Below are 11,345 nucleotides of genomic sequence, written 5' to 3' on the forward strand. Positions count from 1 at the left end.
GCCGACTCCTTGCTGGGGCGGTCCGGGTCCGCGGGGCCGGGCCGTACGGGGCGTACGCGTGCGGGTCGTGCGTCCGCCGATGTCACGGGCGCCCCGGGGGCTCCCGGGGCGGGCGGGGCGGCGGGCGTCATCGTGTCAGCCAGTGCCGGACGCGGGCGATGAGGTCGTCGGTGTCCACGGGCTTGGTCACGTAGTCGCTGGCCCCGGCGGCGAGGCTCTTCTCGCGGTCGCCGGGCATCGCCTTGGCGGTGACCGCGATGATGGGCAGGCCCGCGTAGGAGGGCATCCGGCGGATCTCGGCGGTGGCCGCGTAGCCGTCCAGTTCCGGCATCATCACGTCCATGAGGATCAGGTCGACGCCCGTGTTGCGCAGGAGCGTGTCGATGCCCTTGCGCCCGTCCTCGGCGTGCAGGACGCGGACGCCGTGGAGTTCGAGGACGCCGCTGAGGGCGTAGAGGTTGCGCGCGTCGTCGTCGACGACGAGGACGGTCCGGCCGGCCAGGTCGTCGTCGAGCACGTGGGCGGTCTGTTGGCGCTCCGCGCCGTTCCCGAGGGGGAGCACGTCCCCCGGCTGGTCGGCGGACAGGTGCAGGACGATCCGTTCGCGCAGCTCGTCCAGGCTCGACAGGAGTTCCAGGTGGCGGGAGGCGCTCCGCTCCCGCAGCGCCCTGTCCTGGCCCGTCTTCAGGCGGGGGTTGTTGTGCGCGAGGACCGGCAGGGCGGACAGGGCCGGGTCTCCGTCGAGGGCGTCGAGGAAGCGCAGGGCCTCGCCGTCGGGCATGTCGAGTTCGAGGACGACGCAGTGGAACGAGTCGGATGCCAGGGCCGCGGCGGCCTCCCGCGAACTCGTCGCGTTGACCACCTGGATGCCCCCGTGGTCCCCCACCGAGCGGTGGCCGGGGGCGATGTCCCGGTCGGCGCTCTCGGCCACGAGGGACAGCAGCCCGTTGGGGCGCTCCTCGATCACCAGGAGGCGCCGGGTCTGGCGTTGCGGCGGGAGGAGGAGGCCCGCGCGACCCGGCTCGGAGCCGGACGCGGAGCCGTCGTGGGCGGCCGGCGCCGACGGGTCGGGCAGGGGCGAGGCCTCGTAGTCGGCCCGGCTGACCGGCAGGTAGAGGGTGAAGGTGCTGCCCTGCCCCGGGGTGCTCTCCGCGGTGACGGCGCCGCCGAGGAGCTGGGCGATCTCACGGCTGATGGAGAGCCCGAGGCCGGTGCCTCCGTACTTGCGGCTGGTGGTGCCGTCGGCCTGTTGGAAGGCGCCGAAGACGGACTCCAGGTGCTGCTCGGGGATGCCGATGCCGGTGTCGCGGACCCGGAAGGCCACCACGGGGCCGCGGCCGGGCAGGCCGGCGGGGACCTCGGGTGCCGTGGCCGGTTCGATGCGCAGCTCGACTCCGCCGCGTTCGGTGAACTTGACGGCGTTGGAGAGGAGGTTGCGCAGGATCTGGCGCAGTCGCGCGTCGTCGGTGAGCAGGTCGGCCGGGGCGTCGGGGGCGGTGGTGACGGTGAAGTCGAGGCTCTTTTGGGTGGTCATCGGCCGGAAGGTGGCGTCGACGTGTTCCAGCAGCTGGGGCAGGTGGACCCGTTCGGGATTGATGTCCATCTTCCCGGCCTCGACCTTGGAGAGGTCGAGGATGTCGTTGATCAGCTGGAGGAGGTCGGAGCCGGCCGAGTGGATGATGCCCGCGTACTCGACCTGCTTCGGGGAGAGGTTGCGGGTCGGGTTCTGGGCGAGCAGTTGGGCCAGGATCAGCAGGCTGTTGAGCGGTGTCCGCAGCTCGTGGCTCATGTTCGCCAGGAACTCGGACTTGTACTTGGAGGCCAGCGACAGTTGCTGGGCGCGGTCCTCCAGTTCCTGCCGGGCCTGTTCGATCTCCAGGTTCTTGGCCTCGATGTCGTGGTTCTGGCTGGCGAGGAGGGCGGCCTTCTCCTCCAGTTCGGCGTTGGAGCGCTGGAGTTCCTCCTGCTGGACCTGGAGTTCCGCCGAGCGGGCCTGGAGTTCGCCGGTGAGGCGCTGGGACTCGCCCAGGAGTTCGTCCGTCCGAGCGTTGGCGACGATCGTGTTGACGTTGACGCCGATGGTCTCCATCAACTGGCCGAGGAAGTCGCGGTGCACGGGGGTGAAGGCGCTGAAGGAGGCGAGCTCGATCACGCCGAGCACCTGGTCTTCCACCACGATGGGCAGGATGATCAGGCTGCCGGGGGTGGTGTGGCCGAGGCCCGAGGAGATCACGTAGGCGGCGGGCACCTGGTCCGTGGCGATGATCCGGTGGCTGCGGGCGGCCTGTCCGACGAGGGACTCGCCCAGCGCGAAGCGGGTGCGCTCGCCGGTGCCGGCGGGGCGGCCGTAGGAGCCGACGAGGGTGAGTTCGGTGCCGTGGGGGCCGTCCTCGGCGAGGTAGAAGGCTCCGTACTGGGCGGCGACGAGTGGGGTCAGCTCGTCCATCACGAGCTCGGCGACGACGGCGAGGTCGCGGTGGCCCTGCATGAGGTCCGAGACCCGGGCGAGGTTGGTCTTGAGCCAGTCCTGTTCCTGGTTGGCGCGGGTGGACTCGCGCAGCGAGCCGACCATCGAGTTGATGTTGTCCTTGAGTTCGGCGACCTCGCCGGAGGCGTCGACGGTGATCGAGCGCGTCAGGTCGCCCTCGGCGACGGCGCTGGCGACCTCGGCGATGGCCCGGACCTGGCGGGTGAGATTGCCGGCCAGCTCGTTGACGTTCTCCGTCAGCCGCTTCCAGGTGCCGGAGACCCCCTCGACCTCGGCCTGGCCGCCGAGCCGTCCCTCGCTGCCCACCTCGCGGGCCACGCGCGTGACCTCGGCGGCGAAGGAGGACAGCTGGTCGACCATCGTGTTGATGGTGGTCTTCAGCTCCAGGATCTCCCCGCGGGCGTCCACGTCGATCTTCTTCGACAGGTCGCCGTTGGCGACGGCCGTCGTGACGAGGGCGATGTTGCGGACCTGACCGGTGAGGTTGTTCGCCATGGAGTTGACGTTGTCGGTGAGGTCCTTCCAGGTCCCCGCCACGTTGGGGACGTGCGCCTGCCCGCCGAGCCGGCCCTCGGTGCCCACCTCGCGGGCCACCCGCGTGACCTCGTCCGCGAACGCCGAGAGGGTGTCCACCATCGTGTTGATGACCCCGGCCAGCGCGGCGACCTCGCCCTCCGCCTCCACCACGATCTTCTGCGAGAGGTCGCCCCGGGCCACGGCGGTGGCGACCTGGGCGATGGAACGCACCTGGCCGGTGAGGTTGGACGCCATCACGTTGACGTTGTCGGTGAGGTCCTTCCAGGTGCCGGAAACGCCCCGGACCGTGGCCTGGCCGCCTAGGTTGCCCTCGGTGCCCACCTCGCGGGCCACGCGCGTGACCTCGTCCGCGAAGGCCGACAGCTGGTCGACCATCGTGTTGATGGTCTCCTTCAGCTCCAGGATCTCCCCGCGCGCGTCCACCCGGATCTTCTGCGTCAGGTCGCCCTGGGCCACGGCCGTGGTGACCTCGGCGATGGAACGCACCTGGGCGGTCAGGTTGTCGGCCATGACGTTGACCGATTCCGTCAGGTCCTTCCAGGTGCCGGAGACGCCCTTGACGTCCGCCTGACCACCGAGCCGACCCTCGGTACCCACCTCGCGGGCCACCCGCGTGACCTCGTCCGCGAAGGCCGACAGCTGGTCGACCATCGTGTTGATGGTCTCCTTCAGCTCCAGGATCTCCCCGCGGGCGGCGACGTTGATCTTCTGCGACAGGTCGCCCTTGGCCACGGCGGTGGCGACCTGGGCGATGGAACGCACCTGGGCGGTGAGGTTTCCGGCCATGAAGTTGACCGAATCCGTGAGGTCCCGCCAGGCCCCGCCGACGCCCGGGACCTCCGCCTGACCACCGAGCGTCCCCTCGGTGCCCACCTCGCGGGCCACCCGCGTGACCTCGGACGTGAACAGCGACAGCTGGTCGGTCATCCCGTTGAAGACCGTCGCGATCTCCCCGAGGAGCCCGTCCGCCGTATCGGGCAACCGGGTACGGAAGTCCCCGTCCCGCACGGCGGTGAGGCCGGCCAGCAACCGGCGCAGCTCCGACTCGCCGATCCCGTCCTCGCCCAGCAGCGCGGCAGGCCTGCTCGCCGACTCCGGGCCCGTCCGCTCAGCCATCCCGACGACCTCATTCTGGAAAACGACCGTGCCGGTGCACGGGACAGGAACAGGAATTGAAACAGGGGCGGGGCGGGCCCGGGGGCCGGCCGGCGCCCGTCAGGACGCGGCGACGGCCGCCTCGACGCTGGGGTGCAGGGAGAGCACGGAATCGGCGCCCGTCAACGCGAACAGCCTGCTCAACTGTTCGCCCGGGGAGGCGATGCGCAGCGTGGTCGAGTGGTGCAGGCGCAGCAGCAGGTTCAGGAACGAGGAGTCCCCGAAGGTGATGGCGCCCGCGTCGAGGACCACCACCGGGTGGCGGGCGGCGGCGGAGGCGAGCGCCTCCTCCAGAGGACCCAGCGTGTCCTGGTCGAGCTCCCCGCGCGCCGACACCACCCATCCGGCGCCGGCCGGGTGGACGCCGCCGACCACGCCCTCGTCGTTCGTGTCCCTTGCCCCGGTCATGTCCGCCTCCCCGGATCGTCATCTGTACGGTCTCCGCAAGGGAGTATGCCTGTTCACCGGCCGTTCGCGGCCCCCGGCCTCCGGACGCGCGGACGAGGCCGGCTGACAGACCGTCGGTCGAGAGCACGCCCGACGGAAAAGTTCGGGGTGGACCGTGTGAGACGCGATTTCGGGGGCAAGAGCGCCCGAACAGTCGTCAGTCAATCGGGAGGGAGCGCCCACCATGTCGCGCTCGGCCACCGCCGTAAGCCCCGTTCACGCAGCAGTCGCGCAGTGCGCCCCCGCCGGGTCCGGCCCGGCGGGAGCCCCGGCGCGGGACGTGGAACTGCCCGAGGTGAAGAACGCCCGGGAGATGGCGCCCTCCGACGCGCGCGAGCTCTCCCGGCTCTTCTTCGTGAGCCTGCGCACCCTGGAGGAGGGCACCCGCGAGTACCAGTACGCCCGCAACACCCTCATCGAGATGAACCTCTCACTGGTCCAGTTCGCCGCGCGCCGGTTCCGGGCCCGCGTGCAGGGCGGGGGCCTGGACATGGACGACATCATCCAGGTGGGGATCATCGGGCTCATCAAGGCCATCGACCGCTACGACCCCGAGCGCGAGGTCGAGTTCTCCACGCTCGCCCTGCCGTACATCACCGGTGAGATAAAGCGCTACTTCCGCGACACCACCTGGGCCGTGCACGTACCGCGCCGGCTCCAGGAACTGCGCATGGAGCTCGCGAAGGCGCAGGAGGCGCTGACGGACGTCCTGGGCCGCGCCCCGACGGTCCGGGAGGTGGCGGAGCACCTCGAACTGACCGAGGAGGAGGTCATCGACGGGCTCGTCGCCGCGAACGGCTACACCAGCGGCTCCCTCGACAGCGCCGACAACGACGAGCCCTCGACGACGGCCCGGGCGACGCGCCCGCTGGCGGAGCGGCTCGGCGAGGTCGACCCCGCGATGGAGCTCTTCGAGGACTTCCACACCCTCGCCCCCCTGCTGGAGGAGCTGGACGAGCGCGACCGACTGATCCTGCGGCTGCGCTTCGGCCAGGAGAAGACCCAGGCGGAGATCGGCGCCGAGCTCGGCATCTCGCAGATGCAGGTCTCGCGACTGCTGTCGCGGACCCTGACCCGGCTGCGCGCCGGAATGCTCTCCGGGTAGGCGTGAGTCGCATGCCCTCACCCCACCGGCACGACGGTTGCGTCCCGCCCGTCGGCGCGCGGGCGCTCTACGACGACGTGGCATGGGCGGACGCGGTGACGGGCTGCGCGAACACCGGACCGGGGCAGGATCCGAGCCTGACGGCCCGGCCGTTGCCCGACCGTCCCGGCGCGCTCTTGATCGGCAGCTGTGACCTCGACACCCGGCCGATCCTGAGCGCGGCCCTCGGTGTCGTGGTCCGCATCCCCGGCAAGGTCGTCCACCTCGACCTCGCCGCCGTCCCGTTCCTCGACGCGGCGGCGGTCGCCGCCCTGGTGGGGGCCACCGCCGCGGTCACCGGACAGGGGCGGCGGCTGCTGCTGCACCACCCGCCGTACTCGCTCCGCAGGGTCGTGGAGATGTTCCCGGACGAATGTGCCGCGCTGGAGGTCGCAGCATGATCAACCTTCCCGCGTCCACCGACCCCGGGGCCTTCGTCCACCCCGCCCTGTTCTACGAGGGACAGGCGCAGTACCTGGAGGCGGTGGGAGGGTTCGTGACCGACGCCCTCGCCGCCGACGAGCCGGTGCTGGTGGCCGTTCCCGGGCCCCGGCTGAAGGCGCTGCGCGACAGCATCGACGTCGACGAGCACGAGGTCACCTGGACGGACATGACGGTCCTCGGCCGCAATCCCGGCCGGATCCTGGCCGCGCTCCAGGACTTCGCCGACCGGCACGTCGGCCGGCCCGCCCGGATCGTGGGCGAGCCCATCTGGCCCGGTCGCACGCGGGCCGAGGTCCTGGAGGCCACCCGGCACGAGGCGCTGATCGACACGGCCTTCGCGGGGCGCCCCGCGACCGTCCTGTGCCCGTACGACGCCCTCGGTCTGCCGGCCTCGGTGGTGGCCGACGCCCGACGCACCCACCCCACGGTGATCGGGGAGGAGGCGGACCCGGCCGGCCCGGTCCACGTGGACCCCGCGGGGGTCCGCGCCGACTGCGATCCGCCCCTGCCCGAGCCCGAAGGCGGCGCGGGGCCGCGGCTGGAGTACGCCCGCGGGCAGCTGGGCGCGGTGCGCGAGTACGTCGACGCCTGGGCCCGCGGCACGGCCCTGAGCCCGGCCCGGCGCGGCGACCTGGTCCTCGCGGTCAGCGAGGCCGCCGCGAACTCGTGTGCCCACGGGGGCGGATCGGGCTCGCTGCGGTTGTGGCGCGTCGGTGGCACCGGGATCGTGGCCGAGATCCGCGACGGCGGCCGGCTGGTCGACCCGCTGGCGGGGCGCCGCCGCCCCTCCCTGACGTCGACCGACGGGGGCCGCGGCCTGTGGATGATCCATCAGCTGTGCGACCTCGTGGAGATCCGCGCCTGCGCCACCGGGCTCACGCTCAGAATGCACATGGCGACCTCGTGAGAGCGGCCGTCGCCTAGAATGTCGCGGGTGCGTTCGCCGCCACCGGTCGGGGGGCCGGGGCGCGATCCGCGACGGTCAGGACGGCCGGGGCGGAGGGGCCAGGAGGTGGTCCGCCACGCGTACGGGACCGCGGACGTTCCCGGCAGCAGGAAAACCAGTGTCGACGGTGGGGTGGAGAGCACAGTGGAAACCACGGGGCCGGAGACCGGCGGGCCACCGCGCGCCGGGTCCTCCGTCGCGGAGCAGCGGCGCAGGCTCGCCCTGTCCGGCGTCCGGGGCCACGTGGCCAAGGGCCGCGACTTCACCCACCAGGCCCTGCTGGACTGGGGCTGGGCCGGGAACGAGACCGCCGACGACGTCCTGCTCCTCGTGTCCGAACTGCTGACGAACGCGTCCCTGCACGCGGGCGGTTGCGTCGAACTCGCCCTCACGGCGGGCGAGCACCTGCGGATCGAGGTCTTCGACGGCTCGACGACGCCGCCCCGCCGCCACCCGTCCCCGCAGCGCGGCCTGCCGGGCGGGCACGGCCTGTACATCGTGGAGCGCCTCTCGGACCGTTGGGGCACCCGTACGCACGAGACCGGCAAGGCCGTCTGGGCGGAGATCGAGGCGTCCCGCCTGACCTCCGGCAGGTCCACGGGCAGGTGACGCGCCGCCGGGCGCCGCGACCGCGCGGTGCCCTGGAGCGTCACACCGCCTCCCCGTGAACCCGCGGGCGCTCCGCTTCGGCTTCCGCGCGGTACCGGGTGGGCGCGGACGCGTCATCGCGTCGGACGGGGGCAGGCGCGGGACATGACATCGCATCCCTTCGCGTCCCTGGCCCTGGCCCCCGCGCCCGGCCCCGTCTGGATCCACCTGGTCGTCATCGGCTTCGCGCTGCTGCTCCTCGTCCACTCCCTGGCCCGGCACCGCTGAGCCGTCTCCCGACGGGGCCGCGGTCGAGGCCTGTCGATCAACGCCCGGGGTATGCGCGGTACATGGAGACCTCTTCGGTTCGACGGGGCGGCCCCGGCCGCCCGTGGTGGGTGAGGATCGCCGTCGCCGTGACGGCGGTCGTGGTGCTGGTGGCGCTCCTGGCGCGCTTCGACCTGGTTCCGGGGTTCGACGACCTCTTCGGCGAACGGACGCGGGACCGGTCCGGGCCGGCGTTGCTCGAGTCGCTGCGGGACATGCACCGTTACGAGGCGGCCGTCGGCAACTTCCAGGTGGTCGTCGACCTGGAGAAGGACGCGGCGTTCCTGCCGGACGCCATCCGCGGGACCCGCACCCTGTACGTGGGGGCGGGCACGGTCGGCGGCTACGTGGACATGGGCGCGCTGGACGAGCGGAGCGTCACCGTGAACGGCGACCGCACCGCGGCCACGATCCGGTTGCCGCGCCCGGTGCTCGGAGAGGCCGCGCTGGACCCGGACCGCTCGTACGCGGTCTCGAAGCAGCGCGGCCTGCTGGACCGCCTCGGCGACCTGTTCTCCGACAACCCGGCCGGTGAGCAGGCCGTCCAGAAGCTGGCCGCACGACACATCACCGAGGCGGCCCGCGAGAGCGGACTCGCGGAGCGCGCCGAGAGGAACACGACGGCGATGCTGGAGGGCCTGCTGCGGTCGCTCGGCTTCCGCACGGTCGAGGTCCGCTACGGGTGAGGCGGCTCCCGGCCCGCTCCGACCGACCCGCGCCGCCCGGCCGACCCGCGCCGCCCCACCCGGGCCCGTCCGGCCCGTCCACCGCGGTCCGTCACCCGTCCCGTCGGCGGACGCGCGCCGGCGCCGGGACGCGGGGGCCCGCGGTCTCGGGCGAGACCCACCGGTGCCACCAGTGCCGGCGGCGCGGGTGGACGGCGCGGCCGAGCCGTCGGCCGATCAGCAGGTAGCCGAGGAGCGCTCCGGCCGTGTTGAGGATGACGTCGTCGATGTCGAAGACGCGGCCGGTGACCAGGGCCCCCTGGATCAGTTCCACGAGGGTCATCAGACAGGCCATCACGACGCCGACCCGCAGCAGCCCGCGGGCCACGGGCATCAGGACGGGCAGGAGCACGCCGAAGGGCAGTCCGAGCAGCAGGTTCCCGCCCAACTGGCGGACGGCCTCGGTGGTCGAGGTCCCGTGGAGGTAGGAGCTGATCGAGTGTCCCGGGCGCACGTTGCTGTGGACGAGGGGTACGGAGGCCGCGGACGGTTCCAGGGTGAGCCGGGCCAGTACCACGCTGAACAGGACGGTCCCGGCGAAGGCGGCCGTCATGGCCAGCGCGCGGACGGCCGGGTGTACGGGGGCCCTCGGCCCCGCGGCGAGCGGTTCGACGGCCGGTCCGGCGGCGGCCGGTCCTGCGGCGACCGGTCCGCCGGCGACCGGTCCCGCGGCGGCCGTCCGCTCCGGGGCCGGTTCGGCCGCGCCTGCTGATTCCCTGTCACGCCACCAGGCGTACTTCCGTGTCATGCGGGCGCGTCTACCCCGTGGGCCGCCCCGAACGCGTGCCTCCTCGGCCGCGACCGCCGCGCGTCAGGTGGGTGATCGAGACGGAGGCGACGAAGGTGGCCACGAGGCAGGTCGCCGCGACCAGGCCGACGCCGACCGCGAAGAGGCCGCTCGCGTCGTGCGACCAGTCGTACCAGGCGGCGGCGGTCACACCGGCCGTGGTGCCGAGGACCGCGCTCGCGACGTGGCCCCGGGAGGCGGCCCAGTAGACGGGGACCATCAGGGTCAGCACCAGTCCGATCACCTGCCAGGCCTCGTACGGGCCCGTCTGCGAGCCGTCGGGGTGGACGTCGCGGTGCCGGTCCCAGCCCAGCCAGGCGGCCCAGGCCGCGGCCGAGAGGAGGGGCGGCAACAGGAGGAAGGCGAGGTTCCACGACATACGGCGCATGGCACCAGCCTCGCGCCGACGGCGCGCCGGTGCCAGGGCGCGCCCGCCCGCCGCCGCCCGGACACGGGGCGAAGCGGCGCGGCCGGACGCCGGGGCGGCGTACGCCCTCGGGCGGGCGGCCCGTGGTAGACATCGTCGAGGCGGGCGGCACGGCCCCGCTCCGACGGGCCGGTGCTCTACGCCCGCCGTCGACCGTCACGGCTTCGGGGCCCGTCGACGTCGCCCCCGCCCGCGGCGGTCGCGCGGCGGAGCCGGTCCCGGCGAGACCGCGGGAGGACGCGTGACCGCGCTCGGCGACCTGATCGACATCGACGACAGGACCGTGCTGGTCCTGGGGCGGGAACTGGACCTCGACCACGGCCGGCCGGACGTGGCCAACGCCCTCGTGCACCGGGCCGGCGACACCCTGGTCCTCGTGGACACCGGTGTGACGACGGCCTTCCGCGCGGCGCTTCGGGAGGCGACGCGGCGGGTCGGCCCCTGGTCCCGGGCACTGCTGCTGACCACGCACGGGCATCCCGACCACGTGGGCAACAACGACCTGGTGGACGAACTGGGCGTACCGGCCGAGCACTACGTGCCCGCCCCCGACCTGGACCAGATGCGGGACCCGGTCGCCTACTGGGCGCGGTCCCTCGCGCGTGTCGCCGGCATGGTGGCGATGCCCGACCCGGCGGGGGCCGCCGAGGGGCTGATGGCACTGTTCAGCCCGATGCGGCCCTTCGGCGCCGGTACGCGGACCTACGAGGAGCTGGTCCCGGAGCGGATCCGGATCGGCTCGACGCGGTTCGGCGGTTGGAGCTTCGTCGACGGCGCGGTCCGGGTGCTGCGCAGCCAGGGGCACTGCGCCGGGCACGTGATCGTGCACCTGAGGGACTGCGGCGTGCTGCACCTGTCCGACGAGGGCAACGGAGTCTGCGGTGCGATGGTCGACGCCGATCAGCTCAAGATCCAGACCGTGCTCGGAGCCGTCGCCCTGATCTTCGAGGAGGGCGAGGCCTCGTTCCTCACCGACGGGCACACCTTCGCCGTGCGCGGGGGCGCCGAGGCCGTCGCGTACCTGGACGGGCTGCTGGAGCGGGCGTGCGCCCTCCAGGAGGCGGCGCTCGCCCTGACGGGGCGGCAGGGGCGGGCGCGGCCGGACGAGTTCACCGCCGGTTACGCGCGGGCGCTCGCCGCGTCGGGCGCGGCCGGCGCCAACCCGAACACGCTGTTCACCGCGATGTCGGCGGTCAACCAGCTCCGCGAGCTCGGGCTGCGTCCGGAGTCCGGGGACCCGGGAGCACCCTGGTCGCGGCCCTCCCCGCACGACCGGGCGTAGGAGGCGCGCGCGACGCCGGGCCGGGGTGCCTCCCCCGGCCCGGCGTGC

General features: G+C 73.2%; 11 protein-coding genes. 7 read left to right on the forward strand and 4 right to left on the reverse strand.

From position 1 onward, the window contains the following. Nucleotides 1-127 precede the first annotated feature (127 nt). Both ACZ6ZI_RS33565 and ACZ6ZI_RS33570 read right to left on the reverse strand, forming a co-directional pair. Nucleotides 128-4,141: a HAMP domain-containing protein gene (locus ACZ6ZI_RS33565; protein ID WP_469527346.1), complete on the reverse strand. Its 4,014-nt coding sequence runs from the start codon at nucleotides 4,139-4,141 to the stop codon at nucleotides 128-130. A 99-nt stretch (nucleotides 4,142-4,240) separates the two neighbouring features. Continuing rightward, nucleotides 4,241-4,588, reverse strand: coding sequence for an STAS domain-containing protein (locus ACZ6ZI_RS33570; protein WP_469527349.1), 348 nt, complete (start codon nucleotides 4,586-4,588; stop codon nucleotides 4,241-4,243). A 223-nt stretch (nucleotides 4,589-4,811) separates the two neighbouring features. On the opposite strand from ACZ6ZI_RS33570, the gene ACZ6ZI_RS33575 reads away from it, so the two are divergent. From ACZ6ZI_RS33575 to ACZ6ZI_RS33600, 6 genes are all read left to right on the forward strand, one after another. Next, nucleotides 4,812-5,732: a SigB/SigF/SigG family RNA polymerase sigma factor gene (locus tag ACZ6ZI_RS33575; protein ID WP_469527351.1), complete on the forward strand. Its 921-nt coding sequence runs from the start codon at nucleotides 4,812-4,814 to the stop codon at nucleotides 5,730-5,732. A gap of 11 nt (nucleotides 5,733-5,743) precedes the next feature. Then, nucleotides 5,744-6,172 carry an STAS domain-containing protein gene (locus ACZ6ZI_RS33580; RefSeq protein ID WP_469527354.1) on the forward strand — a complete coding sequence of 143 codons (429 nt, stop codon included), beginning with the start codon at nucleotides 5,744-5,746 and terminating at the stop codon, nucleotides 6,170-6,172. Then, nucleotides 6,169-7,122, forward strand: coding sequence for an anti-sigma factor RsbA family regulatory protein (locus ACZ6ZI_RS33585; protein ID WP_469527356.1), 954 nt, complete (start codon nucleotides 6,169-6,171; stop codon nucleotides 7,120-7,122). Before ACZ6ZI_RS33580 ends, ACZ6ZI_RS33585 begins: the two co-directional genes overlap by 4 nt. A gap of 183 nt (nucleotides 7,123-7,305) precedes the next feature. Then, a complete protein-coding gene (locus ACZ6ZI_RS33590) occupies nucleotides 7,306-7,770 on the forward strand; it encodes an ATP-binding protein (protein WP_469527357.1) in 465 nt (154 codons plus the stop codon). 144 nt (nucleotides 7,771-7,914) lie between these two features. Continuing rightward, nucleotides 7,915-8,037: a hypothetical protein gene (locus tag ACZ6ZI_RS33595; protein WP_469527360.1), complete on the forward strand. Its 123-nt coding sequence runs from the start codon at nucleotides 7,915-7,917 to the stop codon at nucleotides 8,035-8,037. A 62-nt stretch (nucleotides 8,038-8,099) separates the two neighbouring features. Then, nucleotides 8,100-8,762, forward strand: coding sequence for a DUF4230 domain-containing protein (locus ACZ6ZI_RS33600; protein ID WP_469527362.1), 663 nt, complete (start codon nucleotides 8,100-8,102; stop codon nucleotides 8,760-8,762). A 91-nt stretch (nucleotides 8,763-8,853) separates the two neighbouring features. On the opposite strand, the gene ACZ6ZI_RS33605 is transcribed toward ACZ6ZI_RS33600, so the two are convergent. Continuing rightward, nucleotides 8,854-9,549: a VanZ family protein gene (locus ACZ6ZI_RS33605; RefSeq protein WP_469527363.1), complete on the reverse strand. Its 696-nt coding sequence runs from the start codon at nucleotides 9,547-9,549 to the stop codon at nucleotides 8,854-8,856. A gap of 10 nt (nucleotides 9,550-9,559) precedes the next feature. Then, on the reverse strand, nucleotides 9,560-9,976 hold the full coding sequence (locus ACZ6ZI_RS33610) for a hypothetical protein (RefSeq protein WP_469527365.1): 417 nt from the start codon (nucleotides 9,974-9,976) through the stop codon (nucleotides 9,560-9,562). Between the two features lie 280 nt (nucleotides 9,977-10,256). Between ACZ6ZI_RS33610 and ACZ6ZI_RS33615 the strand changes: the two genes are divergently transcribed. Next, nucleotides 10,257-11,297, forward strand: coding sequence for an MBL fold metallo-hydrolase (locus ACZ6ZI_RS33615; RefSeq protein WP_469527368.1), 1,041 nt, complete (start codon nucleotides 10,257-10,259; stop codon nucleotides 11,295-11,297). The last annotated feature ends 48 nt before the right edge of the window (nucleotides 11,298-11,345 follow it).

Source organism: Streptomyces sp. NPDC103540 (assembly GCF_055584445.1).